The sequence below is a fragment of the Streptomyces sp. NPDC001903 genome, assembly GCF_042891345.1.
GTDB lineage: Bacteria > Actinomycetota > Actinomycetes > Streptomycetales > Streptomycetaceae > Streptomyces.
Window position 1 is genome coordinate 87,262 of sequence record NZ_JBIASZ010000019.1, and the last position, 26,919, is coordinate 114,180.

A 26,919-nucleotide genomic window follows, 5' to 3' on the forward strand; every position below is an offset into this window, starting at 1 on the left:
GGCGCTCACGCCCGCGTCACCCGCCGGCCGCGGTGGCCGGGTTCAGGTCGACCAGCAGCATGTCGCGCACCGCCGTGCCGTCCAGCGGGCTGATCGGGGACACCTCGTGCGTCACCCGGGCGTCGTCGACGAACATCGAGTCCAGCGGGTCGAGCAGGGTCAGCCGGACCGGCTCGCCGCCCTCGGGGTGGACCGTCGAGAGCCCGCCGCCGCACCGGTCCCGGCGCAGCAGGTGCATCCCGACGTACGCGTGCCCGTCGCGGTGGCGGCCCTCGGGGGTCGGCTCGCCCTCGCCGCCCGGCTCGGCCAGGATGCGGATCAGGTGGACGCCGACCTCCCAGGAGGTGGTGCCGCTCAGCTGCGCGGCCGCCCGGGCGTCCAGCCCGACCAGCGCCAGCATGCCCTCGTGCAGGAGCACTTCGGGGGCGATCGGAGCGAACACCCGGTCCTGCCCCCGCCACATGTGGATCACGTCCTGGCGGAACGAGGCGTGCGGCAGCGGGGTGAACGAGGCCGTGCCGTCCGCCTCCACCTCCACCCGCAGCCGCCCGTAGCGGCGCAGCCGGAACAGCTTCCCACCGGGGATGCCGGTGTCCAGCTCCAGGTCCTCCCAGGCCGCGCGGAAGTCCTCCAGGGCGTCCGCCGCCAGCAGGTGCCGGATCCGGTCGCGGCGCAGGCAGGTGAAGCCGGCCCGGGCCGTCTCCCGGGCCAGGCCGTCGGCGCAGTCGCCGGCCGGCGGTCGCGTCCGGACTGCCTTGTCCGGCGCGGTCACTCCCGTACTTGTCACGATCGCCCCTTCAGAAATGATGCGTATGACCGGCGATCACGCTGCCGGTCCGGGCCGCGCCGAAGGAGTCCGGATTTCCCCCGACTCCACGTGCGCGCCCGTCCCGGGGAGGCTTCGGGCCAGACACACACGTCGACGAGGAGCCCCGGCATGCCGCGAAACGTCAACGACCGACTGGCACAGCTCACCCCGCAGCAGCGCGCCGCGCTGCTCGGGGAGCTGCGCGCCAACCGTGAGCCGCGGCAAGGCAGCGACCGCATCGCCGCCGCCGGCCGCGAGGAGCCCCTGCCGCTGTCCTCCGTACAGCAGAGCCTGTGGTTCCTCGACCAGTGGTCCGACGGGCTGGCCTTCTACAACACCCCGCTCGCGCTGCGCCTGCGCGGCCCCCTCGACGTGCCCCTGCTGCGCTCCGCCCTGAGCACCGTCGTCGCCCGGCACGAGACCCTGCGCACGCGCTACCTCGCCACCCCCGACGGCCCCCGCCAGATCGTCGACGCTCCCGCGCCCGCGGCCCTGGAGCTGCTCGACCTCTCCGGCCTGCCCGCCGCCGAACGCGAGGCGCGCACCCGCGAGACCGCCTCCCGCGAGGCCCGCCGCCGCATCGACCTGTCGGCCGGCCCGATGCTGCGCGCCACCCTCGCCAAGCAGGGCCCCGACGAGCACGTCCTGGTGCTGTCCATGCACCACATCGCCACCGACGGCTGGTCCACCACCCGCATGGTGCAGGAGCTCACCGAGTGCTACCTGGCCGGGCGGGCCGGCCGCGCCCCCGTCCTGCCCGAACTGCCCATCCAGTACGCCGACTACGCCGTGTGGCAGCGCGACCGGCTGGCCGGCGAGGCCGGGGCCCGCTCGCTGGCGTACTGGCGCGAGCGCCTGGAGGGGCTGCCCTCCCTCCAGTTCCCCTCCGACCGGCCGCGCCCCGCCGACCCGAAGTGGACCGGCGCCGAGGTCGGCGCCTACCTGGAGCCCGCGCTCCACCGCGATCTGGAGGCCCTCGCCCGCAGCGAGCGCACCCGGCTGCTGCCGGTGGCCGTCGCCGGACTGGCCGCCCTGATGTCCCGCTACACCGGCCAGGACGACATCGCGCTCGGCTCCGTCTTCTCCGGCCGTACCCGCACCGAGTTCGAGCCGCTGATCGGCTACTTCGCCAACACCGTCGTACTGCGCACCTCGACCGCGGGCGACCCCACCTTCCGCGAGCTGCTGGCCCGTACGGGAGACGCCGTCTCCGACGCCCACAAGCACCAGGAGCTCCCCTTCGACCAGCTCGTCGGGGAGCTGCGGCCCGAGCGCGACCAGAGCCGCAACCCGTTGTTCCAGCACGCGATCTACCAGCTGGGCACCCCGGTGGAGACCGTCCGCATGGGGGACATCGAACTCACCGGCCTGCCCCTGCACATGGGCACCACCAAGTTCGACTGGACGATCGGCCTCTCCGAGCGCTCCACCGGCGGGGTCGACCTGATGACCGAGTACGCCACCGAACTCCACGACGGCGACCGCATCGAGCGGATGCTCGGCCACTACCGCCGCGTCCTGGAGAGCGCCGTCTCGCGCCCCGACGCGCGCCTGTCCGAGCTCGCCGTGCTCACCCCCGCCGAGCACGAGCGGATCCTGGTCCGCTGGAACGACACCGCCGTCCCCGTCGAGACCGCCGGCGGGGTCCCCGCCGCCTTCGCCGCCCAGGTCGCCCGCACTCCGGCGGCCACCGCGGTCGTCCACCGGGGCGCCGCCCTCGACTACGCGGCCCTGGACCGGCGCGCCAACCGGATCGCCCACCGCCTGCGCGCCCTCGGCGCCGGCCCCGGCACCCTGGTCGGCGTCTGCCTCTCCCGCGGCCTCGACATGCCGGCCGGGCTCCTCGGCGTCCTCAAGTCCGGCGCCGCCTTCGTCCCCCTCGACCCCGACTACCCGGCGGCCCGCCTCGGCCACGTCCTCGGCGACGCCCGCCCCGCCGCGGTCCTCGTCGACGCGGACAGCACCGCCCGGCTGACCGCCGCGGCCGCCCTCGCCGAGGGCGCGGATCCCGTCCTGCTCGACCTGTCGGCCGACGCCCTCGAGGACGTCCCCGACACCGACCCGGGCGTCGGCGTCGGCGCGCACGACCTCGCGTACGTCACGTACACCTCGGGCTCCACCGGAAAGCCCAAGGGCGTCATGGTCGAGCACGCCCAGCTCCTCAACCTCTTCCGCGGTCTCGACGACCGAGTCGGCGAGCACTCGCCGGGCACCTGGCTCGCGATCAGCAGCATCTCCTTCGACATGTCCGAGGTCGAGATGTTCTGGACGCTGACCCGCGGCTTCAAGGTGGTCGTGGCCTCCGGCCGCCCGCACGAGCTGCTGCGCTCCGCGCCCGCCCCGCGCACCCGCCCGATGGAGTTCGGCCTCTTCTACTTCGCCAGCGACGCGGGCGACGACGCCCCCGGCGGCAACCGCTACCGGCTCCTGCTGGAGGGCGCCAAGTTCGCCGACCGCCACGGCTTCTCGGCCGTGTGGACCCCCGAACGGCACTTCCACGCCTTCGGCGGCCTCTACCCGGCCCCCTCGGTGACCGCGGCCGCCCTGGCCATGGTCACCGAGAAGATCGCGATCCGCTCCGGCAGCGTGGTCATGCCGCTGCACCACCCGGTGCGGGTGGCGGAGGAGTGGTCCGTCGTCGACAACCTCTCCGGCGGCCGCGTCGGCATGGCCTTCGCCTCCGGCTGGCTCCACGACGACTTCGTCTTCGCCCCCGAGAACTACGAGGACCGCAAGCAGGTCATGATCGACGGCGTGCGGACCGTACGGTCGCTGTGGCGCGGCGAGTCGGCCACGCTGACCGCCGGCAACGGCAAGGACGTCGAGGTCCGCATCCGGCCCCGCCCCGTCCAGGCCGAACTGCCCGTCTGGCTCTCCTCCGGCGGCACCCCCGCCACCTTCAAGGCCGCCGCCGAACAGGGCGCCAACATCCTCACCCACCTGCTCGGCCAGGACCTCGACCAGCTCGCCGAGTCCATCCGGCTCTACCACGACACCTGGCGGGAGAAGTTCGGCACCGAGGGCGGCAAGGTCACCCTCATGCTGCACACCTTCCTCGACGAGGACCGCGACCGGGCCCTGGCCCTGGTCCGCGAACCGTTCATCGACTACCTGCGCACCTCCCTGGACCTGGTCCGGGTGCTCGGCCAGCGCATGGGCGTCGACGTCGACCCCCGCAACATCGGCGAGGACGACCTCGACGCCCTCCTCGGCCACGCCTTCGACCGGTACGTGCACACCAGCGGCCTGTTCGGGACCCCCGAGGACTGCCTGGAGCTGATCGACAAGCTCTCCGCCATCGGCGTCGACGAACTCGCCTGCCTCGTCGACTTCGGCATCGACGCCGACGACGTACTGGGCGGCCTCGAACACCTCGACCGGCTGCGCGTCCTCGCCAATGCCCCGCTGGGGCAGGCGCGGCCGGCCGACCCCGCCCACAACGCCTCCCTCGCCGAGCTGATCGCCGAGCACGGGGTCACCCACCTGCAGTGCACGCCCTCCCTCGCCCAGCTGATGCTCGACGACCCCTCCGGCGCGGCCCGCGAGGCCCTCGGAGCCCTCGACGTCCTGCTCGTCGGCGGCGAGGCGGTGCCCACCGCGCTGGCCCTGCGACTGCGCGAGGCCACCGGCGCCAGCTTCCACAACATGTACGGGCCCACCGAGACCACCGTCTGGTCCACCGCTGCGCCCATCGACGGAGCCGACACCGAGGCCCCCACCGTCCCCGTCGGCACCCCCATCGCCAACACCTCGGTCTACGTGCTCGACGCGCACGGGGCCCCGCTGCCGGTCGGCGTCCCCGGCGAGCTCCACATCGGCGGCGACGGCGTCTCCCGCGGCTACCACAACCTGCCGGAGCTCACCCGCGAGCGGTTCCTTCCCGACCCGTTCCGCCAGGACCGCTCGCCCGGCGCCCGCATGTACCGCACCGGGGACCTCGCCAAGTGGCTGCCCGACGGCCGCCTGGAGTTCCTCGGCCGCGGCGACGACCAGGTCAAGGTCCGCGGCTACCGCGTCGAACTCGGCGAGGTCGAGACGGCCCTGCGCGACCACCCCGGCGTCGGCTCCTGCGTGGTCGCCGCCCGCGGCCCGGCCGGCGCCCAGTACCTGGCCGCCTACCTGGTGGCCGCTCCCGGCCAGGGCGCCCCCGGCGCCGACGAACTCCGCGCGCACCTGCGCGAGCGGCTGCCCGAGTTCATGGTGCCCGCCCGCTACACCCTGCTGGACGCGCTCCCGCTCAACGCCAACGGCAAGGTGGACCGGTTCAAGCTCCCCGACCCGGCCGCCGCGGCCGCCGACGGCCCCGCCCAGGCGCCCGCCACCCCCACCCAGAAGATCCTCGCCGAGGTGTGGCAGCAGCTCCTGGAGGTCCCCGCGGTCGGCATCCACGACAACTTCTTCGACCTCGGCGGACACTCCATCACCGTCATCCGGGCCGTCGACTTCGCCAACAAGCGCGGCGTGCGCATCACCGCCCGCCAGCTCTTCCAGCACCAGACCGTGGCCGAACTGGCCGCCGTCGCCGACCAGGAGGCCGCCTCGGCGTCCACGGCCGGCGCCGTGCCCGCACCGGGCGGCACCCTGACCCTCCTCAAGGCCGGCTCCGGCTCCGGGCAGCTGCCCCCGCTGTTCTGCGTCCACTCCAGCACCGGAACCTCCGCCTCCTACTTCCCGCTGGCCCAGCACCTCGAAGAGGACCGGACCGTCTACGGGATCGACGCGGCGCCCATCGTCCCCGGCGCCCCCGAGGAGTCCCTCGACGAGCTCGCGCGGCGCTACCGCGACGCGATCCGCGAGGTGCAGCCCGAGGGCCCGTACCACCTGCTCGGCTGGTCGCTGGGCGGCGGCATCGCCTGGGCGCTCGCCTCGCTTCTGCAGGCCGAGGGCGCCGAGGTGGCCCTGCTGGCCCTGGTGGACACCCAGCCGCCGGCCGGGCTCCCCGAGCCGCTCGGCCACGCCGAGTCGGTGTGCGCCTTCGCCGACAGCTTCGCCCTCTCCATGGGCCGGCCCCCGCTGCACACCGACCCGGACACGGTCCGGGACCTGCCGCGGGAGGCCGCGTACGAGGCCGTCCTCGGCCGGCTCGCCGAGGCGGGCCTGGTCCGCGACGGGGAGGACGCGGAGATCCTGGCCCGGGCCCGGATGTTCACCGCCATGACCCGGGCGGCCTCCACGTGGCGGGCCACCCCCTACCGCGGGCCCGTGGAACTGCTCGTCGCCGACGACCCCGGCGACCTGGAGTGGTTCCGCACGGGCTGGGAGCGGCACGCCGACGGCCCGGTCCGCACCCGGCTCGTGCCCGGCACCCACTTCACCGTCATGCAGGGCACCGGCGCCAAGGACATCGCCGCCGCGCTCGGCGAACTGCTCCCGGAAAGCAGCCTCGGATGACCGTCATGGACACCCCGCGGGCCGCGCGGCCCGCACTCGACACCCTGCTGCGGTCGGTCTTCCGCCAGCACGCCGCCGGGGTCGCGGTGATCACCGCCCGCGGGGCGGACGGCCGCCCCCACGGTTTCACCGCCACCTCGCTGATCTCGGTCTCGGCCGACCCGCCGGCCCTGGCGTTCGCCGTCTCGAACGGAGCCTCCAGCTGGCCGGCGGTCGCCGCCGCCGAGCACGTCGGCGTACACCTGCTGGGCGAGGACCAGGCCGCGCTGGCCGCCGTCTTCGCCCGCAGCGGAGCCGACCGGTTCGCCGCGGCCGACTGGTCCACCGGCCCCTGCGGGACCCCGGTGCTCTCCGGGGTCCTCGCCTGGCTGGTGTGCCGGGTGACCGCCCGGGTACCGGCGGGCGACCACCGCATCGTGGTGGCCGAACTGGTCACGGGGGACCCGGGCCCCGCGGACCGGCTCCCCCTCCTCTACCGCGCGGGCGCCTTCGCCTCCCTGCGCGACCCCCGGCCGTAACCCCGGCCGCCCCGGCTCCCGTACGGCCTACGGCTCGTAGGGGAGCCAGCCGCAGCGGACCGCGCGGACGCCGGCCTCGAACCGGCTCCGCGCGCCGAGGCGCTCCATCAGGACCGTCGCGATCCGGCGGGCGGTGCGGTGCGAGACCCCCAGCCGCTTGGCGATCCCCTCGTCGGTGTGGCCCTCGGCCAGCAGCCGCAGCGCGGCCTGCTCCTGCCGGCTGAGGCCGTCCTCGCTGCCCCGGGGCTGGACCGCCTCGCCGAACGGCTGCGCCTGGTCCCACACGCCCTCGAAGAGCGTGCACAGCGCGGTCAGCGTCCCGTGGCCGGTCAGCACCACGGCCCCGGCCAGGCTGTCCTCGCTGTTGAGCGGGATGATCGCGGTCTTGCGGTCCAGGATCGTCATCCGCGTCGGGAGGGTGGCCACCGTACGCACCTGGCCGCCCTGGCTGGTCAGCCAGTTCGCGTGCTCCACCGTCGGCGGGCTGTTGCGGACCGCGTCGACGTAGATGGTGCGCATCACCACGCCGCGCTTGAGCAGGCGCTCGTTCAACGGCCTGGCGGCGGCCATGTTCTCCTCGCTCTGGCCCCCGTCGGGGACGAAGGCCATCACCTCCTGTTCCACCTCGTTGGTGAAACGGACCAGCCGGGCCCGTATCTCCTCCACCCCGTTGAGGTGCTCCACCCCCGTCTGCGACGCGGCCGGCTGCAGGCCCGCGTACTCCGAGATGAGCTGGGAGGCGGCCGCCCGCGAGGCCGCGATGCGCTGGCGGTGCGCCGCGAACTCCGCCTGCTGGCGGGCCAGCAGATGCTCCAGTCCCAGCTCGGGGCTGACCGCGCGCGGATGGTCCGGGAAGTCGGCCCGGTCCTGCACCACCAGACACAGCTCGGCCAGCCGCTCCCAGGCACGGCGGATGTCCCCTTCGGTCCAGCCCAGGCGTTTCGCCAACGCGGTCGCGTCGTCCCCCGGATGGGCCAGCATCGTGCGGTAGACGGATTCTGTGGGGCCGTCCAACCCCAATGACTCAAGCACTGGATCCCCCTGCTGAACAGAGCGGACTGGTCGCTCCGCCCTGATCATGCCAAACAGCGAGCTGCCGATCGAGGGGATGAAACCACCCAGCGGGGCACCGCGCCACCAGGAAGCCGCCGGGTGGACTGAAAGGGCCAGGGCCCAATCAGGCCAGCCGGTTTCCCTTCACCTGCCCCCACCACTCGAAGGATGCTTGAGCCACGGCGGAAAACAGCCGCCGCACAGCTCGGCAGAAACCCCCCGAAACACGTCAACCGCGGGACGTGTGAGGGGAGTTCGAGAACCCCACCCCGACTCCTGAATGGGACTGCTCATGCTCCGCGCCCGCTTCGCCCCGATCGCCGCCAAGACCGCCGCCCTCGCCCTCGCCGCCGCGTGCCTCCTGCCGGCCGGCGCCGCCGCGACCACCACGGTCCTCGCCGACGGCCCCGTCCCGGCGGCCACCCAGCCGGCCCCCGGCACGGCCACCGGCACCGGCACGGGCAACGGCACGGGTGACGACATGGGCTGGGGCTGACCGGACCGGACACCGAGGCAGCCGGCTCCGAACCCGCGGGAGACCACGTGGACATCCGACAGCTGACGACCTTCCACCGGGTGGCGACACTGCTCAGCTTCACGCGGGCCGCCACCGAGCTCAAGTACGCCCAGTCCAGCGTCACCGCGCAGATCAAGGGACTGGAGATCTCCCTCGGCGTCGAGCTCTTCGAACGCCTCCGGGGCAAGATCCAGCTCACCCCGGCCGGTGAGCGCCTGATGCCGTACGCGGAGCAGATCCTCTCCCTCGCCGACGAGGCGCGGGGCGTGACGGCCGGCCTGGGAGACCCGTCCGGGGTCCTGACCATCGGCACGATGGAGAGCCTGATCTCCTACCGGATGCCCCCGGTCCTGGAGTACTTCCACCACCGCTACCCGCTGCTCCAGCTGGTGCTGCGCCCCAGCCTGTGCGCCGAGACCTGCCACTCGCTGCGCCAGGGCTCCTTCGACCTGGGCTTCCTGATGGAGGCCGAGACGGAGCACTCCGGGGTGCAGACCGCCGTCCTGGGCTCCGAGCCGCTGTCCGTGGTGGCCGCTCCCGGCCACCCCCTCGCCCTGGCCCGCTCCCTCACGACGCAGGACCTGCGCACGGCCGCCGTCCTCGCCCCCGAGGCCGGCTGCGCCTACCGCGAGCTGTTCGAGGCCGAGCTGAACGACGGCTCGGGGGAGCCGGTCTCCTTCCTGGAGTTCGGCAACATCGAGTCCATCAAACGGGGCGTGGCCGCCGGCCTCGGCATCAGCCTGCTGCCGACGATGACCGTCGCCGAGGCGGTGGAGAGCGGCCAGCTCGCCGTCCTCGACTGGGAGCCGCCCTTCGAGGTGTTCACCCAGCTCGCCTGGCGGCGCGGCAAGCAGCTGTCGCGGGAGATGCGCCTGTTCGTCGAGCAGACGGTCGCCTTCATGTCCGAGTACTACCGGCCGGCGGCCGCGGCCGCCGCGGCGGCCGCCTGAGGGGGCTCACAGGTGGACGCGGCGGGCGGTCGGCGAGGCGCGGTGGCGGATGGTCCACAGACTGCGCCGTACGTAGGTGCGCTGGACCCAGCGGTCCAGCCCGTCATAGCGGGGCGTGAACACCGAACGGGCGTGCACCCCCTTGCGGTTGTTGACCAGCAGGGCCTGCCCGGGCCGCAGCCGCACGGGCTGCGCCACCGAGCGGCAGACCTCCTGGAGGCGCAGCAGCGCAGTGCCGGCCGCGGTGGTCATCGGGCGGACCCCGTTGGCCGCCACGGTGATCTCCGGGAAGGCCGCCGCGCCGCCGATGAGCGGCACCGGGTCGGAGAGCACCTCGCGGCCGCCGGCGTGGGCCCGGGTGTAGCCACCCGGGGCGTTCAGCCGGAACAGCGGGCTCCGCAGCGTCGTCAGCACGTCGTCGCCGAGGGAGGCCGCGATGTCGCGGGCGTCCGCGTAGTACGTCACGGCCTCGCCGTCGTGGTCGGCGCGCAGGCAGTTCAGCACCAGGAAGTCGGGGTTGGCCAGGTCGTAGCGGCCCGCCGGGTCGTGGACGATGTCGCTGTGGAAGTTCAGGAAGGCGCGCGAACCCTGGTTGGTCTGGGTGTGCTCGCCGCCCGGGACCGGCACCACGTCGTGGACGATCCGGCCGTCCTTCTCGCTGAGCATCCCCACCGGCTCGCCCAGCAGCCCGCTCAGCCCCAGCAGCACCCCCTCGGCGACGAAGGTCCCCTTGGCCGGGCTCGGCCCGCCGTCGAGCGGGGTGGGCGGCAGCAGGGCGTCCTGCGGCAGGTTCCCGACCAGCGCCACGCCCGGCGTGTCGGGGTGCCGGCCGAAGTCCAGGAGGCGGCGCAGCAGTTCGGTCGGCAGCTGGGCGAAGACCTGGTGGCAGCGGGCCGTGGCCCAGTCGAGGTCCGCGGCGGGGTCGGCCAGCCGCGCCAGGTCCCGGCCCACCGCCTCGCGCACGGAATCGGGCAGGTCCCAGACGGCGAGCGTGGAGCCGCTGTCCGGCCGCGTGCCGAGTATGTCGGCGACGGTCATGGTCATGTGCGTCACACTCCTGCGAGTCTCAGGGGCCGGGCACGGGAGGCCGGGCCGTTCTCGAACGTGCCGTGCAGCCGCCGCGCGAGGGCCACGGCCCCGTCCGCGTCGGCCGCCAGATGCGTGGTCGCCACCGGGCCGCGCAGCACCGTCACCGGTACGCCCGCGCCCGCTCCGGGGGCCAGGCCCCGGCGGCGGTGGAACTCCGCGAGGTCCAGGAACCCGCCGACGGCCACGACCAGCGGGCCCTCGCCCAGCCGGACGGCGTCCGCGTTCGCCGCGCGCAGCGCCGCGTACGCCCGGTCGGCCTCGGCCTCGCCGGAGTACCGCAGCGCGACGGAGCGCCGGTTCAGGACGACGGCGCGCACCGGCTCGCCGGCCGCGCCCACCCGGGTGCCCTGCGCGAACGGCGGCCGCCCGTGCCGCAGTACGAGCTCCACGCCGCACTTGCGGGCCATCTCCACGGCCCGCCGGTGGATCACCTTCGCGCCGTGCAGCGACAGCAGCGAGGCCGTGTCGTAGGAGACCCGCGGCAGCAGCCGCGCCCCCGGCACCAGGTGCGGGTCCGCGCTGTAGATGCCGTCCACGTCCGAGTGGATCTCGCACGCGGGCGCGCCGACGGCCGCGGCCACCGCCACCGCCGACAGGTCCGAGCTGTTCTTGCCGAGCCAGGTCGGCCGCCCCCGCGCGTCCACGGCCTGCCCGCCCGGTACGACCACCACCTCGTGCCCGGCCAGCGCCGAGGTCAGCGCCCCCGGGTCCGTGTGCACCAGCCGGGCCCGCGCGAACACCGAGTCCGAGACCAGGCCCAGCTGCTGCCCGGCCAGTACCGCCGACCCGATGCCCGCCCGGTGCAGGGCCGCGGCCAGCAGCTGCGCGCCCGCCGTGTCGGCCAGCGTCAGCAGCCCTGCCAGGGTCTCGTCCTCGGGATGCGGATCGATGCCCAGCAGCCGCCCCCGCAGGGCTTCCGTCTCGCCCGGCCCCGCGCTCACCACCACCGCCAGCGGGCCGCGCCCCTCCCGCAGCCGGCGGCCGACCGCGTCCGCGACGCGCTCGTACCCGTCCGGCCCGGCGAAGCTCGACCCGCCGAACTTCAGGACCCGCGCCCCGCTCACAGCGTGCCCCGGGCCAGGAGTTCCTCCGCGATCTGCACCGCGTTCAGCGCCGCGCCCACCCGCAGGTTGTCGGCGACCAGCCACAGCCAAAAGCCCCGCGGGTCGTTCGGCGAGACGCGGATCCGGCCCACGTGCACCCGGTCCGGGTCCTCCAGGGAGGCCGGCACCGGAGGCAGCTCCCGCGGCCCGTCGTACACGCTGACCTCGGGCAGCGCGCCGAGCAGCGCGACGAGCTCACCGCGGTCGACCTCGCTGGCGCACTCCACCCACACCGACTCCGAGTGCCCGTTGACCACCGGCACCCGTACGCACGTCGCCGTCACGTCCAGGTCCGGCCGGCCCAGGATCCGCCGCGACTCGTGCAGCAGCTTCTCCTCCTCGCGGGTGAAGCCGTTCTCCAGCACCTCGTCGATCTGCGGCAGCACGTTGAAGGCCAGGGAGGGGGTGAACCGCTTCGACAGCGGCTCGGCGCCCGGGTCCTGGAGCGCGAGCGCGGTCGCCTCCTGGAGCTCCTCGATGCCCGAGTGCCCCAGCCCCGAAGCCGCCTGGTACGTGCTCACCACGACCCGGCGCAGCCCCCAGCGCCGGCCGACCGCGTCCAGCAGCCGTACCAGCGGGATGGTGGAGCAGTTCGGGTTGGCGACCGTACCGCTGTCCGGCCGCCGGTCCAGCTCCGCGGCGTTGACCTGCGGGACCACCAGGGGGGTCGCCGGGTCGGCGCGGAAGGCGCGGGTGTTGTCGATGACGAGGGCGCCCGCGGCCGTGGCGCGCGGAACCCACCGCTCGCTGACGGCCGTGCCGGCCGAGAAGAAGGCCAGGTCCACCGAGCCGAAGTCGAACTCCTCCAGGTCCCGCACGGTGTAGTAGCGGCCCGCGACGCACACCTCCCGGCCGGCGGAGCGCGGCGAGGCCACCAGGTACAACTCGCGGTAGGGCAGCTTCCGCTCCTCGAACAGCTCGACGAGGGTGCCGCCGACCGCGCCGGTCGCCCCGATGATGGCGATGCGGGGCGCTGAGGGGTCGCTGACGAGGGTCACACGAATCTCCGATCTCGATCTTTCAGTACAGGGGAACCGGGTAGTGCAGACCACCACCGGTCCACAGCTCGTTGAGGCCGCGCGGCACGTCCAGCCCGGAGGCCGGGCCCAGCGCGCGCTCGTATACGTCCGCGTAGGTGCCGACGGCGGCCAGGACCCGGGCGGCCCAGCGCGGGTCCAGCCCGGCGGCCGGCCCGTGCCGGCCCGCCGCCCCGGCCACCCGCTCCAGGGCGGCGGCGCGGCCGCCGTCCCCGGGGCCGGCCCGCGCCACCTCGTGCTCGGCGGCCAGCAGCAGGTTCACCACCCACCGGCACAGCCGCAGCCAGCCGGGATCGTCCTCGCGGACCGCCGCGGCCATCGGCTCGCGCGAGATGGTCTCGGCGAGGACCGTGTGCCCGTCGGGTACGGGGAGCAGCGCCCGCTGCCCGGCCAGCGCGACCCGGTCCAGCACCAGCGCGGCGCACCCGCCGCCGGCGTATCCGGCCAGCGCGGCCGCGGGCGTCGGGTACTCCCGCACGCGGACGGCCAGGCCCCTCGGCCCGTACCAGGCGGCGAGGTTGTCGGCGCTCGTCGTACCCGCCTGCACCGCGACCTCGCGGCCCGCGAGAGCGGCCGGGCCGGTGATCCCCTCCGCCGTCCGGACGAGGAAACCCTCGCCGTCGTAGCAGGTCACGGCGGCGAACAGGACCGGCCAGGCGGCCTCGCGGCCCATCGTCCAAGTGGTGTTGGCCACCGTCAGCTCCGCGTCGCCCGCCGCCAGTACGGCGAGCCGGTCCGCCGGATCGGCGGGCACCCACTCCACCGCGCCGGCGTCCCCCAGCGCGGCCGCGGCCACGGCCCGCGCCACATCGGTGTCCAGCCCCGACCACACGCCGGGCGCCGAGCACGCCGACAACCCCGGCACACCCCGGCTGACGACGGCGCGCAACGCCCCGCGCGCCCGCACGGCGGCGAGCGTGCTCCCGCCTCGGGCGGCGCTCACGCCGCCGCCCCGTCGCCGAGGCGGCGTCCGAGCACGTCCTCCGCGTCGAAGCGGCGCGCGTTGAAGTCGAGCATGTCCAGCAGCTGCCGGGAGCCGACCGCCGTGCCGCCGGACGCGGCGCGCCGGGTCCCCGGGGGGAGCGGGACCCGGCCCGGGTCCGCCCAGCGCAGCACCCCCCAGGGGTCCACGACGGCCCGTGCCCGGTTCGCGTTGTCGGGGTGCAGGCAGTACGGCACGTCCAGCAGCCCCGTCGCGAACGACCGCAGCAGCGCTTCGCCCACCGTCGGCGCCTGCTCCAGCACGCAGTCCACCAGCAGCGCGGCCTCCTCGTACACGCCGTATCGGCCCGCGGCGGAAGCCGGCCGCACGGGCGTACGGGTACGGGTGCGGTCCCGCTCGTCGGCGGCCACGGCCGCGGCGAACTCCAGCGCGGCCACGTTCTCGTCCGGGGTCGGGATCCGGTGCGCCTCCGCCGGCGTCTTGACCACCAGCCGGGCCGCCCCGCCGCGCACCGCGAGGCGCGCGCTCTCCTCCAGGAGCCGGAAGGCGCCCGCGGCCGAGCGCGGGAAGACGCCCATGAACGTGTAGAGCACGACGTGCCAGTCCGGGCCGCCGTCCGCGCCGCCGTCCAGCCGCTCCGCGGCGAGCCGGTGCAGCGCGGCGAGCGCCTCCAGGTCCTGCCCGGGGTGCGTCTGCTGGGCGTAGCTCAGCGAGAGGGAGCGCACTCCCCGCTCGCGGAAGAACAGCGCCTCCAGCACGCTCAGCGCCACCAGCATCGGCGGCGGGCACAACTGCCCCAGCATGCCCCCGCCGAAGGTCTCCAGGTGCATGGGCTCCGCGCGCGCCGCGATCAGCTCGCAGCACTGCGCCCAGGCCCGTACCGAATCCCGCAGCGGCACCCGCCCGTAGGGCAGGCAGTACGAGACCGGGCCGCCCTCGGTGGCGTCCGCACCGGCCGCGCAGGCCGTCGCCACCAGGGGCCCGGCCAGCGCCGAACCGTGCCGCACCTGGACCGGGAAGTCCTGCGCAGCCAGCCCGTTCAGTACCTCACGCGTACCTTCCACCCCGTGGGCCACGAGGGGGAAGCCGTTCAGCTCCGCCCCGCAGCGCAGCGCCTCCAGGGCCCGCGCGTACTCCCCGACCCGGGTGTAGCTGTCCACGGTGACGGTGCCCGCGGTGGGCGCCGCGACATCGCGGACCGCGCGCAGCCCCTCCCGCATCCGGCGTGCGCCGGCGAAGCCCATCCGCGGCTGTACGACCAGGGACCCGGACTCCCGGGCCCGTCGCACGTGCGCCGCGAACCGGCCCGTGCCGGCGGTGCCGGGCCCGCTCATGCGACCGGCTCCGCGGGTGCGCGGCGGCGCGGGCGCAGCTCCCGCAGGAAGTCGGCGAACTCCTCCAGCCCGTGTTCGGAGGCGAAGACGGCGTCGTAGCCGGCCTCCACCAGCGCGTCCACGTGGCTGTCGGCCGCGCCGCCCACGCCGAGCTTGCCGCCGATGACGGCGCGCAGCCCGTCCAGTTCCGGGTGCGCCCGCAGGGTCCGTACGAGCCGCTCCCCGTCCATGTGGCCGTGCCCGTTGACCGTGCTGACCACGAGGGCGTCCGGGCGCTCGCGCAGGCAGGCGGCGACGACCTCGTCGTCGGGCGGGCAGGCGCCGAGGTTGACCACCTCGTGTCCGCGCTCCTCCAGCATCAGCTGGAGGAAGACCAGGTTCCAGGTGTGCGCGTCGGACGAGACCCCGGAGACGACGAACTTCCCCGAGCGGCTGCGGTACTTCGGCATGGGACACCCCCGGGTGGCGGATCGGCGCAGGCGGTACACCGATCCTCGTGGCGCTGCCCGCGCCGATTCAACGCGCCGTCGATGGAGAACCGCTATCGCCGCCATCGAAGAATCCGATGTTGCGAGGTCAGGGGCGGGGTCGGGGCGGGCCGCCGCGGGGCCGGCGAGGAGGCGGCGAGGGGCCGGCGAGGGGCCGGAGCCGGGTCGGGGCCGCCGATCGGCGGGCGATCGAAAAGGGCGATCGCCGGCATCGCCATTCCCGCACGCCCCGCGTTGACCCGGCCCCGGCGGCTGAACAAGGGTTTTTCCCGCCGTCCCCGCGCCGCGGACGGCAGTCCCCTTGGAGCGTCAGGCATGAAGATCCTCGTCCTTCACCAGCTGCCGTACCGCAAGGCCGGCTACGACCGGGCCATCGACCACCGGCGCCACGACGTGACCTACGCGGGGCACGCCGACCGGCTGGCCGACCTGCCCGGGGACCTGCCCGCCCGCCGGCTGCCCGTCCCGGCCGACGAGGACTTCGCCGCGGGCGTCATCGCCCGCACCTCACCCGCCGACGGATACGAAGCGGTGCTGTCCCTCTCCGAGTTCGGCGTCCTCGCCGTCTGCCGGGTCCGCGGCCACCTCGGCCTGCCCGGGCCCACCCCCGAGCGGGCCGAACTCGCCCACGACAAGGTCCGCATGAAGCAGGCGCTCGCCGGGTCCGGCATCCGCACCCCCCGCTTCGCGGCCGCCCCCGCGCAGGGCGCCCTGCTGCCCTGGTCCGGGGCCACCGTCCTCAAACCCCGCCGCGGCACGTGCAGCGAGGGCGTCCGCGTCTTCCCCACCGGCCGCCGCGCCCTGGCCGCGCACCGCGCGCTGGCCGACCCGCAGGCGTACGAGCTGGAGGAGTACGTGGAGGGCGACATCCTGCACACGGACGGCCTCGTCCAAGACGGCGTCCTCGTCCACAGCGTCACCAGCCGGTACGTGGGCAAGCCCGCCGACTACGCCGCGGGCGTCCCGCTCGGCTCCCACCAACTGCCGCCCGACGCGCGGTACGAGGAGCTCGCCCGGCGCACCGTCTCCGCGCTCGGCATCGACTGCGGCACGGTCCACCTGGAGTTCTTCGAGACCCCGGACGGGGAACTCGTCTTCCTGGAGGTGGCCAACCGGATGGGCGGCGCCGGGGTCGTCGACGCCCACCTGCGGCACACCGGCGTCCACCTGCCCTCGCACGAGATCGCCCTGCGGCTGGGCCTGCCGAGGCCGGCCCCCGACACCCCCAGCGGGCGCTACCACGGCTGGCTCGTCGTCCCGGGACACCACCTGGCCGCCGACCGCCCGCACACCGCGGCCCTCCCCGCGCACCTGCTCGACCACCCCTGCGCCGACCGGATCCACACCCTCCCGCCCGGCACCCCGGCGGCCCGCCACATCACCTACCAGGAGTGGCTCGTACCGCTGGCCGTGGAGGCCTCCCACCCCGACCCGGACGTCCTGCGCGCCTACCTCCACTCCTGCGCCGAAGCCGCCGCGACCCCCACCGAGGAAGCCGCATGACCGCCCCCGCGCCCGCCCCCGCCCCCGCCCCGCCGTCCGTCCCCGCGGCCCGCACCGCCCCCGCGCCGGTGCCCGCTTTCCCGCCGCCCGTCGCCGCGCAGGTCGTGCGGTACTACCCGACCGACCTGCTGCTCGCGATGGAGGAGGCCGACCGGCCCGGCTCCGGGCTCGACGAGCTCCTCGGCGCGCACGGACTGGCCGCCCTGCGCCCGCTCTTCGGGGCCGCCGAGGAGTTCGCCGACGGGCTCGACGAGCTCCTCGGAGGCCTCGCCCAGTACCCCTGGCAGCCGCTCACCGACACCAACGACGTGGACGAGCTGCGGCCCGTCGGCGCGTTCGTCCTCGACGACGACCGCCCCGGCACCACCCTGCGCGGCCTCCTGCTCGCCTGGGCCACCGGCAACCACGTCACCGTGCGCACCGCGAACCCCGGCTTCTGGCAGGAGCTCACCGCCCTCCTGCACCGCCCCGGCCTGCCCCTGCCCACCGCCCGCACCACCCCCCGCGACACCCCGGCGGCCGGAACTCCGCTGCGCGTGCCCGATCTGCTGCCCCTCGTCGCCCCCGCCGCGGGGTCGGCCCCGTACACCGCCCCCGGCTGGGACCCCGTCCTGTACGCCGCCCCCGCCGGAGCCGGGCCCGACGCGCTCGAGACGCGGTTCCCGGGAGGGCGGGCGGTGCCCGCGCAGGACGCGTTCACCGCCGGGGTGCTGCGCGGCGACTGCCGCGCCGCCTGGACCGCGTCCCTCAGCCGGCGCACCCGCCTGCACGGCACCACCCTCGCCGCCGCCCGCGCCGCCGAGGACCCCCGCCGCACCGGCCGCCTCGACGCCCGGCTGCGCCACACCGCGGCCCGCGCCCGCAGGTCCCCGTACTACCGCGACCTGCCCCCCGTACGCACCCTCGACGACCTGCCCGGCCTGCCCGTGCTCGACAAGGCGGCCCTCGCCGCGCACTCGCTGCCCGCCGGCCGCGGCTTCGCCAGCGGCGCCCGCCCCACCGGCGAGGTGCTGCGCAGCGGCTCCACCACCGGCACGCCGCGCTACATCGTCTATGCCCGCACCGACTGGGACAACATGGTCCGCGAGGCCGTCCCGCTCTTCTACGCCATGGGGCTGGAGCCGGGGGACCGGCTGGTCAACACCCTCTTCGGCGGCGACCTCTACGGCGGACTGACCACGACGGTCACCGAGTTCAGCCGGATGCCGCTCGAATGCTGCACCACCGCCCAGGCCGCCACCCCCGAGTCCCTCCTGATGCTCGCCCGCAGCTTCGGCGCCAACGCCGTCATCGGCGTACCGACCATGATCGTCCCGCTGCTGCGCGAGGCGTACCGGCAAGACCCCCTCCTGCGCGTCGAGAAGGTCCTCTACCTCGGCACGGCGATGGGCCGCGCCGACCGCGCCTGGCTGCGCGAGCACCTCGGCACCCGCATCGTCTCCAGCGTCCTCGCCGCCAACGACGGGGCCCAGCTCGGCTACCAGTGCGCGGCCCTCGACGGGATGCTCCACCACGTCAACGACGACTACAACTACCTCGAGGTCGTCGACGACCACGGCCGCCCCCTGCCCGACGGCACCGCGGGCGAGCTGCTGACCACCACGTTCCAGAAGGGCGAGGGCCCGCTGATCCGCTACCGGATCGGCGACCGCGGCCGCTTCGTCCACCACGACTGCCCCTGCGGGATCTCCGGCCGCACCCTCGAATACCACGGCCGTTCCGACGGGGTCGTGCGCCTCATGGGCGCGGCCCTGCTGCACGCCGAACTCCTCGACGCCGTATCCGGGTTCGGGGTCTCCGAGCTCCAGGCCGAGATCACCTCGCAGGACGGCCGCGACACCCTCACCGTCCGCACCGAGTCCCCGCGCCCGCTGCGCCCCGAGGAGCTGCGCGCCCACCTGGCCGACCGCTTCCCGCTCCTGGCCGGCAGCCGGATCTACGAAAACGGCGCCGACCGGGCCGACGGCGCCGAGCGGGCCGACGGCGCCGAGCGGGCCGACCGGGCCGACTTCCGCGTCGAATGCCACGCCCCGGGCGCCCTCGCCCGCAACCCGGCCAGCGGCAAGATCCGCCCCGTCGTGGACCGCCGGGTGGAAGCCTGATGCCGGGCGACCGCGCCCCGGCTCCCGTCCGGGACCGCACCGTCCCCACCCTGCTGACCTCCATCGCCCTCCTGGGCATCGGCATGGGCGTCTACCTGCTCGCCCTCGGCCAGCTCCTGTACCAGCTCACCGGCAGCCCGCAGGCCTTCGCGCTCGCCCTGACCCTGCAGGGCGCCGCGGCCGTCTGCGTCCTGCCGTTCTCCGGGCCCCTGGTCGACGCCCTCGACTCGCGGCACGTGCACACCGCGTGCAGCCTCGTGCGCGCCGTCACCGTCGCCGGGCTCGCCCTGACCGGGCTGATCCGGCCGCCGGGCGCGGTGGCGCTGATCGCCGCCGGCGTCGTCCTGCTGGCCTTCGTGGACAACGTCCAGCGCGCCGCCCTCTTCAAGTACACCGCCTGGCACGTCGAGCCCGCCCGCCGGGCCCGGCTCAACGCCCTGATCAACGTGGCCGTCCAGGTGGGGGCGCTGACCGGCATGGCCCTGCTGGGCCTCCTGCTGCTGTGGACCTCCCTGGCCGGCGCCCTGCTGGCCGACACCGCGGTCGCGCTGGCCGTCGCGGCGCTCGTACGCGGCCTGCCGGCGACGGCTCCCGAGCCGCGCGGCCCGGCCGCCGGGGTGCTGCGTACGGCGCTGCCGCTGGCCCTGCACGACTGGCGGGCCATGTTCCACCGCCACCGCGGCGACCTCGCCGTCCTCGGCGTGATCGTGCTGTGCGCCGCCGACTTCGTCTTCCAGTCCTGCGTGAGCACCCTCGTCGTCCCGCTGGTGGCGGAGCACTACGGCGGCCGGGGCCCGTACGTCTCCCTGCTGGAGGCGGTCTTCGCCCTCGGCATGATCGCCTCCTCCTTCTTCACCCGGCACACCCAGCGGGCCGCGCTGCTGCCGCTGTGGTGCGCCCTCCAGGGCGCGGCGGCCCTCGCCCTCGGCCTCTTTGCCGCGCCGGCGGTCCACCTGGCGGCCCTGCTCGCGGCCGGCTTCGCCAACCTCTCCGCCCTCACCTGGCTCCTGACGAGCCTCCAGAACCGCGCGGGGGACGGGGAGAAGGCGAAGATGGCCAGCCTGCGCATGCTGTCCATCGGCGTGGCCACCACCGTGCTGATGCCCCTGGTCGGCCACTTCGCCGGGGTCTCCCTCACCGCAGGCTTCCTGTCCGCCGCCGCCGTGATGCTGGCCTTCACGGCCCTCGCGGCCGCCACGACCGTGCCCCGCCGCACCGCCGGGAAGGCCGGCGCCGCGGCCCCCGGGCCGGCAGTCGAGCCTTGCCTTGAATTGCCTCACTGAGGCAAGATTGTTTGCCCTTTATTGACAACGAGCTTCCAGTGCTGGGTTAATGGGCCGCCACGCTGTTGCCGAAATTGGCAATTCTTCGGACACGGCTTCGGAGCACGAGGAAGGAAGCGCATGGAGAACGCAAGCCGCCCCAGGATCCTGATCGTGGGCCTCGACCGCTACGGCATGCGGGCATGCGTCCGCCTCGGCCTTGAGGTCACCGTCGTCTGCGGGGCGGCCGCCTGGGACCAGGGGCACATCGCGATACCCGACGAGGTCAGGGTGGTCCTGGTCGACGACCACACCAGCGCCGAGGCCGTCCTCATGGCGCTCGCCCGCTCCGGGCTGACCTCCGAGTCCTTCGATGCCGTGTACACCACCACCGAGGGCTCCCTGGTGATGGTCGGCCTGCTGGCCGCGTACCTGGGCCTGCCGGCCGTACCGCCCGAGGTCGCCGTACGCTTCCGGGACAAGTCCGTGCAGAAGCGGGCCATCAGGGCCGCGGGCCTGGCCACGGCGGGAGCCGTCGTCGTCGAGGACGTCCACGACGTCGAGGGGATCACCGGACTCGACTCGTCCAAGGCCGTGCTGAAACCGGTCGCGGGCGCGGCCACCGAGCGGACGTCCGTCGTCTCCTCGGTGGCGGAGCTGCGCCGGCGCAGCGAGGAATACCGCAGGCAGGGCACCGCGCAGCGCACCTTCATCCTGGAGGAGTTCGTCCGGGGAGAGGAATGGATCGCCGACGGCGTGCTGTTCGAGGGCGAGCTGCTGTTCTGCGCCCTCGGCCGGTACGGCGACCCGTGCCTGACGTCCGTGGACAGCGGACGCCCGCTCAACTTCCGCCACTTCGACCCCGCCGGCGAGGGCTGGGCCTACGAACGGGCCCTGCCCGTGGTCACGGCCTCGCTCGCGGCGCTGGGCCTGCGGGACGGGGTGTTCCACATGGAGCTCTTCCACGACGCCGAGACCGGTGCGCTCACCTTCGGCGAGTGCGCCGCGCGCCGCGGCGGGGCACTCGTACAGGAAGTCGTGCACGCGAAGTTCAACGTGGACCTGGCCGCATGCGCCATCCAGGTCGCGCTCGGGCGGCGCCCCGAGATCGACGTCAAGATCCGCCCGGGATCCATCGGCGGCGCGTACCTGACCTCCGGTCCGGGTCTGCTGCTCGACTGCCCCTCGGCGGACCAGGTCATGGCACGGCCCGGGGTGGAGTTCGTACGGATCGAGCGGCCCGTCGGCGAGCGCACCCCGGCCGTCTCCGGTACGAACCACAGGATCGGCCAGTTCATGGTGGCGGCGGACACCGCCGAGGAACTGCAGCAGCGGTTCGCCAAGGTCTGGGACTGGTTCGGTCCGCAGGTGAAGATCGTCCCGGACGGCCTCACCCCGCGCGAACTGCGCGCGCTCCAGCCCACGCTGCGCCCCGGCGTCCGCTTCGGGGACGCACTGTGGCGGTGACGACGACCACGCCCGCATCCGCCCGCGGCGGCCTGCGCCGGCTCCTGCCCGCATCGCCGGAGCAGCGGATCCTGACCTTCGCCACCTTCGCCAACAGCTTCGGCGGCGGGATGTTCACCACCGCGAGCGCCCTGTACTTCACGCGCGTCGTGGGGCTGCCGGCCGGGCAGGTCGCCATCGGCCTGTTCGGCGGGGCGATGGCGGGCCTGGTCGCCGGGGTCCTGGTCGGACGGCTGGCGGACCAGTGGGGACCCAAACGCGTCCACGTCACGGTCATGCTCTGCGGCGGGGCGGTGATCTCCTGCTTCACCCTCATCGGTTCCTTCCGGTCCTTCCTCGCGGTCTCACTGGTCGCGGGAATGATCATTCCCGCGGACGTGGCCAGCAAGGCGCCGCTCATCCGGGGGGTGGCCGGGGGGAAGCCCACGGTGCTCATCGGCTATCTGCGGTCGGTGACCAACCTGGCCCTCGCGCTCGGCTCGGTCGTCGCGGGCTTCGCGATCCAGATCGACAGCCGTCCCGCGTACCTGGCCCTGGTGGTCTGCCGGGCCCTGGCCTACGTCAGCTGCGGCCTCATCCTCCTTCGGCTGCCGAGGATCACCGCCGCCGCCGGCGTGGGGCGGCGCGGCTGGACGGCACTGCGCGACCGCACCTACCTCAGCGCCACGCTCGCCAACGCGGTGCTGTCGCTGAACTACGCCGTGTCCGGGTTCCTGCTGCCGCTGTGGATCGTCGCGCACACGAGTGCCCCCCGATGGGTGGTCTCGGCGGTCCTGGTCCTCAACATGGCCTTCGTGGTGCTGCTCCAGGTGAAGGTGAGCCGCGGGGTGGACGACGTGCGCACGGCCGGTCAGCGCATGGCCTGGGCCGGCGCCGCCTTCGCCGCCGGGCTCACGCTGATGGCACTGGCCGACGGGCCCTCCCGCTGGACGGCGACGGGGCTGCTCATGGGCGGCATGGCCGTCTTCGCCCTCGGCGAGCTCTGGTACGCGGCCGCTTCGACCCAGTACTGCTTCGGGCTCGCCCCCGCCCACCTGCAGGGGCAGTACGCCGGGGTGTTCGGGCTGGGCAGCGGGGCGGTGCAGGCGGTCGCGCCGGCGGTGATGAGCCTGCTGCCGCTCGGCATGGGGCTGCCCGGCTGGCTGGTGCTGGGCTGCCTCCTGCTGTTCGTCGGCCTGGGCAGCCGGCCGCTGGTGGCCTGGGCGGGCAGGACCCGGCCGACGACGTGAACCGGCGCGGGAGCCGGGCCGGAGGCGGACCTCCGGCCCGGCTCCCGCGCGTCCGGCCCCGGCCCGAGGCCGGTTGCCCGCCGGTTGCCCGCAGCCTTCCCGCCTCTGCCCGCCTCTGCCCGCCTCTTCCCGCCGCTTTCCCGCAGCCCGGAGCACCTTGCTCCGGGCTGCGGCCTGTGCGGGGGCACGCCGAATCCCCGCCGCCGGTGGCCGGCAACGGGGATGTCGGGGGAGCGGAAGGGAAGCGTCAGGAGCGGTGGTGGTGTCGATGCGGTGGAGTGCCAGGATGAAGTGGCCCAGTCGGGCGGTACGGGCAGCCCCGCCCACCGTGGGAACCGCGCCGCGACGAGGCGCTCGTCGAGCGCCTCGTCGGCATGCGTCTTCATCGGGACACCTTCGTCAGGACGACGCCGGCTCCGTCTCCGGCAGCCTCGTACAGGCCACGACGAACAGCACCCACCCCGCGAGCGAGGCGACCGCGAAGACCAGGAGCGAGTTCCACAGTCCGAGCCGCTCGCCCATCACGCCCCCGAGGAACGCGCCGAGCGGGAACGGGCCGTACGTGAGCATCCGGTACGCCGCGGTCGCCCGGCCCAGCACGTCCGACGGGATCACCGTCTGCCGGAACGCCACGACGTGGACGTTGTAGATGGTCAGGCCGAACCCGTAGACGGCGAACGTCAGCGTCGCCAGCGCGAAGTTCCAGCCGGTGCCGCTGCCGGTCGGCAGCAGGAGCATCGGCGCGACGGAGGAGGCGCTGCTGGCCAGGATCAGGATCCGGGGGAACCCGAAGCGCTTTCCGGCCCGCTTGGCCACCGCCGCCCCGGCGAGCGAGGCGATGCTGCCGAAGGCGAGGACGAAGCCGACCCCGCCCGCGTCCATGTGCAGTTCCTTGACCGCGTAGACCAGGAACAGCGTGAGGATCGCCTGTTCGCACATGTTGAACCAGCCGGCCCGCAGGCTCAGCATGCGCAGGATCCGGTTGCGCCACAGCAGCCCGAAGCTGGTGAGGATGTCGGCCAGGCGCGGCCTGCTCGCCGCCTCCGGGTCGCGCGCCGGCTCCCGGTGCCGGATCAGGAACATCGCCACGAACGCCGCCAGGTACGCCACGACGTTCGCCAGGATCGCGAACCACGCACCCAGCACCTTGATCAGCAGGCCGCCCACGCCGGAGCCGCCGATCTGGGCGACGGCGTACGAGCCCTGCAGCTTGCTGTTGGCGTCCACGAGATGCTGCTGGGGCACGAGCGCCGGGAGGTACGCCAGGTAGCCGACGTCGAACACCGCGGTGCCCGAGCCGACCACGAACGCGATCACGCACAGCGCCGGGACGCCGAGGCTGTCGGTCAGGTAGAGCACCGGCACCATGGCCAGGGCCAGGGCCCGCACCAGGTTGGCCACCAGGATGATCAGCCGGCGGTCGAACATGTCGATCACCAGGCCCGCGAACGGGGTCACGCACAGCGCCGGCAGGAACTGCATGGCCGTGACGAGCCCGACCTGCGACGCGCTGCCGCCCAGGGCACCCAGCACCAGCAGCGGGAGGGCCAGCTGCGTCACCTGGGAGCCGAGCGCGGCGACGGTCTCGCCCGACCAGAGCTTGAGGAAGTCGTGGTTGTGCCACAGGCCCCGGCCGGTCCGGCCGGGCCCGGACGGCGCGCTCGCCGTCCGGGCCTGAGTGCTACTCACCGCGGTACTCCTCGGCGCCGTTGTCGACGGCGGCCAGCGCCGCCGCGGTCTCCTCGCGGGTACCGGCGAAGATCGCGTACCCCAGCCGGTCCTCCGGGCCGCGCGGCACCCGCGCCACCGTCCCCTCGCCCGCGAAGTAGCGCAGCTCCCGCAGGGTGTCCACCAGCGGCGGCAGGCTCGCCGTCTCCCACGTCACGGGGTGGCGGAACGGGGTGCGGCCGTCGCCGACGAAGAAGCGGATGGCCGAGGACTCGGCGGCCGGGGTTCCCTGCGTCGTCCGCTCGCCCAGCACCGCGGCGAGTTCCGCCGTGTTCAGGTTCCAGCCGGTGGCCAGCTCGACGAGCCGCGGGATCTGGCCGCCCGCCGGGCGCCCGGCGATCTCCATCAGGACCGGGCCCGTCTCCGTCATGCGGAACTCCGCGTGGGAGACGCCCGCCTCCATGCCGAGCGCGTCGAGCGCGCGGACCGTCGCCTGCGACAGCAGCTCGCGCTCCGCCTCGGAGACCGCCGCCGGGGAGATGTGGCCGACCTCGATGCAGTACGGCGGCCGGGTCAGGTACTTGTCGGTGATCGCGAGGACCTGGGAGTCGCCGGGGGCCCACGTCACCGCCTCGACGCTGTACTCCTTGCCCGTCACGTAGCGGTCCACCGCGACCCGGCCGCTCGCCGCCAGCGACGCGGCGGCCCGGAAGGCCTCGGCGAGGTCATCCGCATCGTCGACGACCCGGACCCCGCCGCTGCCGCCGTAGTCCGTGGGCTTGACCACGACCGGGAACCGGCCGCCGGCGAGGGCGACGCACTCCTCCACCGTGCGGGCCACGCCGAGCTGCGGCGAGGGGACGCCCAGCTCGCGCAGCCGGCCGTGCATGACGCCCTTGTCGCGGAAGTGGCCCGCGGGCATCCGCGGCGCCGGCACGCCCAGCTTGCGCGCCACCTCCCGGGCGATGTCGGTGGACAGCTCCTCCCAGCAGAGGATCGCGTCCCACTCGAACCCGGCCGAGCTCGCCGCTTCGAGCATCGAGTCGACGGAGAACCGGTCGCCCGCCCGCCACCAGTCGCACTGGTTGACGGGGACGCGCTGCGGCAGGTCGATGACCCCGACGAAGTGCCCGGCGTCGCGCAGCGACTTGAGCCCGAACTCCTTGTTGTCGCCGAGTCCGGCGATCAGCACCTTCACAGCGCTTCCGCCTTCCCGCCGAAGACGCCGAAGCCCTGCTCCAGCTGACGGAACGCGGAGTCCACGGAGCAGCGCAGCAGGCCCGCGGCGTCGAGCTCCTTCACCCAGCGCCTGCCCGCGTCCAGGTCGCCCACGGTGGTGACCAGCTGCATGCGGTCGGTGTTGATGAAGCAGCGGTTGGTGGGCTTGCGGGCCGTCACCCGCATGACCTCGGCGCCCTCGGGGTGCGCGGGCACCTCGACGCCGGGGATCTCGACGGACGGCAGCTCGATCGCCACCGCGCGCGTCCTCGCCCGCGGCAGCGGCTCGCCGAGCGCGGCCGCGGTGAACACCGCGTGCGGGTCGGTGCCGCTGCCCGTGGCTCCCAGGTCGGACAGGCCGCCGAGACGCGGGTTGATCTCCAGTACGACGATGTCGTCCTCGACCACCGCGAAGTCGATCTGCCACGGGCCGTAGGGGGCGAAGTTGTCCTGGATGTCGGTGAGGAACGCCTCCAGGCGCGCCGCGGCACGCTCGGGGAGCGCGTACGGGACCACCCGCGCCCGCTTCGACGGGTCGAGCCCCGCGTCCAGCGGGCCCATGGACACGATCGGCCAGCGCATCAGCTCACCGTCCGCGCTGATCAGCTCGATGCCGGTCTCCTCGCCCACCTTGAACGCCTGCACGATGGCCGGGAACGCCAGCCCCTTCGCGAGTACCGCGTCGAGCTCCTCGGACGAGGCGGCGAAGAACCGGCCGTCGCCCGCCTGGGCCTGGGCCTCCTTGATCACCAGCGGGAAGCCCAGCTCGGCGGCGGCGCCGGAGACCGCGGAGGCGTCCGCGCAGACCGCTCCGGCCGGGACCGGCCAGCCGCGCTCCACGCCGGTCTCGTGCAGCTTGACCTTGTCGCAGGCGACCTCCGCGAACTCGGCGGAGTGGGCGACGAACCGGCCGTCCCACCGGGCCGCGGCCCGTCCGTAGACGATGGGCAGCTGCTCCTGGCCGTGGGCGTACGGGTTGGCGATGGCCACGTCGGGCCGCTCGGCGTCCAGGACGCGGACCACGTCGTCGGCGTCCCAGTCCAGGCTCAGCAGCTTGACCTCGACGCCGGTGGCGTCGAACTCGAGGGCCGCGTCGAACTCGACGGCCGAGTACACGACGAAGTCCGTGTAGCCGCGGTCGCGCAGCACCGGCAGGAACCTGGCGATCTTGTACTCGCCGAAGATCAGGGCCTTCTTCATGGGTGTGTCTCCATCTGTGCGGAAAGCGGAAGCGGGAAG

General features: G+C 74.5%; 20 protein-coding genes. 9 read left to right on the forward strand and 11 right to left on the reverse strand.

Going from position 1 to position 26,919, the window contains the following annotated elements; all coding sequences use genetic code 11:
• Positions 1–16 precede the first annotated feature (16 nt).
• Complete coding sequence (locus ACFYZS_RS32600) at positions 17–787, reverse strand: 2OG-Fe dioxygenase family protein (RefSeq protein WP_389020538.1); 771 nt, start codon at positions 785–787, stop codon at positions 17–19.
• A gap of 150 nt (positions 788–937) precedes the next feature.
• Between ACFYZS_RS32600 and ACFYZS_RS32605 the strand changes: the two genes are divergently transcribed.
• Complete coding sequence (locus tag ACFYZS_RS32605) at positions 938–6,199, forward strand: MupA/Atu3671 family FMN-dependent luciferase-like monooxygenase (protein WP_389020541.1); 5,262 nt, start codon at positions 938–940, stop codon at positions 6,197–6,199.
• Entirely contained in the window at positions 6,196–6,717 is a 522-nt protein-coding gene (locus ACFYZS_RS32610; RefSeq protein ID WP_389020544.1) for a flavin reductase family protein, read from the forward strand. Before ACFYZS_RS32605 ends, ACFYZS_RS32610 begins: the two co-directional genes overlap by 4 nt.
• Positions 6,718–6,744: 27 nt before the next feature.
• On the opposite strand, the gene ACFYZS_RS32615 is transcribed toward ACFYZS_RS32610, so the two are convergent.
• Positions 6,745–7,749: a LuxR C-terminal-related transcriptional regulator gene (locus ACFYZS_RS32615; RefSeq protein ID WP_389020547.1), complete on the reverse strand. Its 1,005-nt coding sequence runs from the start codon at positions 7,747–7,749 to the stop codon at positions 6,745–6,747.
• Between the two features lie 313 nt (positions 7,750–8,062).
• Between ACFYZS_RS32615 and ACFYZS_RS32620 the strand changes: the two genes are divergently transcribed.
• Together ACFYZS_RS32620 and ACFYZS_RS32625 are read left to right on the forward strand one after the other, a co-directional pair.
• Positions 8,063–8,266: a hypothetical protein gene (locus ACFYZS_RS32620; protein WP_389020550.1), complete on the forward strand. Its 204-nt coding sequence runs from the start codon at positions 8,063–8,065 to the stop codon at positions 8,264–8,266.
• Positions 8,267–8,313: 47 nt separating this feature from the next.
• Entirely contained in the window at positions 8,314–9,237 is a 924-nt protein-coding gene (locus ACFYZS_RS32625) for a LysR family transcriptional regulator (protein ID WP_363124878.1), read from the forward strand.
• Positions 9,238–9,243: 6 nt separating this feature from the next.
• On the opposite strand, the gene ACFYZS_RS32630 is transcribed toward ACFYZS_RS32625, so the two are convergent.
• From ACFYZS_RS32630 to ACFYZS_RS32655, 6 genes are read right to left on the reverse strand one after another with little or no spacing between them, the layout of a single operon-like run.
• Positions 9,244–10,281 carry an oxygenase gene (locus ACFYZS_RS32630; RefSeq protein WP_389020553.1) on the reverse strand — a complete coding sequence of 346 codons (1,038 nt, stop codon included), beginning with the start codon at positions 10,279–10,281 and terminating at the stop codon, positions 9,244–9,246.
• A gap of 5 nt (positions 10,282–10,286) precedes the next feature.
• A complete protein-coding gene (locus ACFYZS_RS32635) occupies positions 10,287–11,390 on the reverse strand; it encodes an aspartate kinase (protein ID WP_389020556.1) in 1,104 nt (367 codons plus the stop codon).
• On the reverse strand, positions 11,387–12,427 hold the full coding sequence (locus tag ACFYZS_RS32640; RefSeq protein ID WP_389020559.1) for an aspartate-semialdehyde dehydrogenase: 1,041 nt from the start codon (positions 12,425–12,427) through the stop codon (positions 11,387–11,389). The genes ACFYZS_RS32635 and ACFYZS_RS32640 overlap by 4 nt, the downstream gene beginning before the upstream one ends.
• Before the next feature lie 22 nt (positions 12,428–12,449).
• A complete protein-coding gene (locus ACFYZS_RS32645) occupies positions 12,450–13,409 on the reverse strand; it encodes a transporter substrate-binding domain-containing protein (protein ID WP_389020562.1) in 960 nt (319 codons plus the stop codon).
• Positions 13,406–14,743 carry a methylaspartate mutase gene (locus ACFYZS_RS32650; protein ID WP_389020565.1) on the reverse strand — a complete coding sequence of 446 codons (1,338 nt, stop codon included), beginning with the start codon at positions 14,741–14,743 and terminating at the stop codon, positions 13,406–13,408. The genes ACFYZS_RS32645 and ACFYZS_RS32650 overlap by 4 nt, the downstream gene beginning before the upstream one ends.
• Complete coding sequence (locus ACFYZS_RS32655; RefSeq protein ID WP_389020568.1) at positions 14,740–15,192, reverse strand: cobalamin B12-binding domain-containing protein; 453 nt, start codon at positions 15,190–15,192, stop codon at positions 14,740–14,742. Before ACFYZS_RS32655 ends, ACFYZS_RS32650 begins: the two co-directional genes overlap by 4 nt.
• A 354-nt stretch (positions 15,193–15,546) precedes the next feature.
• On the opposite strand from ACFYZS_RS32655, the gene ACFYZS_RS32660 reads away from it, so the two are divergent.
• The 5 genes from ACFYZS_RS32660 (at position 15,547) to ACFYZS_RS32680 (ending at position 22,794) form a co-directional block, all read left to right on the forward strand.
• Entirely contained in the window at positions 15,547–16,734 is a 1,188-nt protein-coding gene (locus ACFYZS_RS32660; protein WP_389020571.1) for an acetyl-CoA carboxylase biotin carboxylase subunit family protein, read from the forward strand.
• A complete protein-coding gene (locus tag ACFYZS_RS32665; RefSeq protein ID WP_389020574.1) occupies positions 16,731–18,836 on the forward strand; it encodes a phenylacetate--CoA ligase family protein in 2,106 nt (701 codons plus the stop codon). The genes ACFYZS_RS32660 and ACFYZS_RS32665 overlap by 4 nt, the downstream gene beginning before the upstream one ends.
• Positions 18,836–20,119, forward strand: coding sequence for an MFS transporter (locus ACFYZS_RS32670; RefSeq protein WP_389020577.1), 1,284 nt, complete (start codon positions 18,836–18,838; stop codon positions 20,117–20,119). Before ACFYZS_RS32665 ends, ACFYZS_RS32670 begins: the two co-directional genes overlap by 1 nt.
• Positions 20,120–20,239: 120 nt before the next feature.
• Positions 20,240–21,565, forward strand: a complete 1,326-nt coding sequence (locus tag ACFYZS_RS32675) for a hypothetical protein (RefSeq protein ID WP_389020581.1) — start codon at positions 20,240–20,242, stop codon at positions 21,563–21,565.
• Positions 21,562–22,794 (forward strand): MFS transporter, encoded by a 1,233-nt coding sequence (locus ACFYZS_RS32680; RefSeq protein WP_389020584.1) that lies wholly within the window; start codon positions 21,562–21,564, stop codon positions 22,792–22,794. Before ACFYZS_RS32675 ends, ACFYZS_RS32680 begins: the two co-directional genes overlap by 4 nt.
• A gap of 399 nt (positions 22,795–23,193) precedes the next feature.
• On the opposite strand, the gene ACFYZS_RS32685 is transcribed toward ACFYZS_RS32680, so the two are convergent.
• Genes ACFYZS_RS32685 through ACFYZS_RS32695 form a run of 3 tightly spaced genes read right to left on the reverse strand, consistent with a single transcriptional unit; the run spans position 23,194 to position 26,880 of the window.
• Positions 23,194–24,483: an MFS transporter gene (locus tag ACFYZS_RS32685; RefSeq protein ID WP_389020587.1), complete on the reverse strand. Its 1,290-nt coding sequence runs from the start codon at positions 24,481–24,483 to the stop codon at positions 23,194–23,196.
• Positions 24,476–25,660 carry an acetyl-CoA carboxylase biotin carboxylase subunit family protein gene (locus ACFYZS_RS32690; protein ID WP_389020590.1) on the reverse strand — a complete coding sequence of 395 codons (1,185 nt, stop codon included), beginning with the start codon at positions 25,658–25,660 and terminating at the stop codon, positions 24,476–24,478. Before ACFYZS_RS32690 ends, ACFYZS_RS32685 begins: the two co-directional genes overlap by 8 nt.
• On the reverse strand, positions 25,657–26,880 hold the full coding sequence (locus ACFYZS_RS32695) for an ATP-grasp domain-containing protein (protein ID WP_389020593.1): 1,224 nt from the start codon (positions 26,878–26,880) through the stop codon (positions 25,657–25,659). Before ACFYZS_RS32695 ends, ACFYZS_RS32690 begins: the two co-directional genes overlap by 4 nt.
• Positions 26,881–26,919: the final 39 nt, after the last annotated feature.

Bases quoted from the DNA above. Each gene is read 5' to 3' on its own strand.
- ACFYZS_RS32605 (WP_389020541.1), top strand. From the start codon at position 938: ATGCCGCGAAACGTCAACGACCGACTGGCACAGCTCACCCCGCAGCAG.
- ACFYZS_RS32610 (WP_389020544.1), top strand. From the start codon at position 6,196: ATGACCGTCATGGACACCCCGCGGGCCGCGCGGCCCGCACTCGACACC.
- ACFYZS_RS32620 (WP_389020550.1), top strand. From the start codon at position 8,063: ATGCTCCGCGCCCGCTTCGCCCCGATCGCCGCCAAGACCGCCGCCCTC.
- ACFYZS_RS32630 (WP_389020553.1), bottom strand. From the start codon at position 10,281: ATGACCATGACCGTCGCCGACATACTCGGCACGCGGCCGGACAGCGGC.
- ACFYZS_RS32650 (WP_389020565.1), bottom strand. From the start codon at position 14,743: ATGAGCGGGCCCGGCACCGCCGGCACGGGCCGGTTCGCGGCGCACGTG.
- ACFYZS_RS32655 (WP_389020568.1), bottom strand. From the start codon at position 15,192: ATGCCGAAGTACCGCAGCCGCTCGGGGAAGTTCGTCGTCTCCGGGGTC.
- ACFYZS_RS32660 (WP_389020571.1), top strand. From the start codon at position 15,547: ATGAAGATCCTCGTCCTTCACCAGCTGCCGTACCGCAAGGCCGGCTAC.
- ACFYZS_RS32665 (WP_389020574.1), top strand. From the start codon at position 16,731: ATGACCGCCCCCGCGCCCGCCCCCGCCCCCGCCCCGCCGTCCGTCCCC.
- ACFYZS_RS32670 (WP_389020577.1), top strand. From the start codon at position 18,836: ATGCCGGGCGACCGCGCCCCGGCTCCCGTCCGGGACCGCACCGTCCCC.
- ACFYZS_RS32675 (WP_389020581.1), top strand. From the start codon at position 20,240: ATGGAGAACGCAAGCCGCCCCAGGATCCTGATCGTGGGCCTCGACCGC.
- ACFYZS_RS32695 (WP_389020593.1), bottom strand. From the start codon at position 26,880: ATGAAGAAGGCCCTGATCTTCGGCGAGTACAAGATCGCCAGGTTCCTG.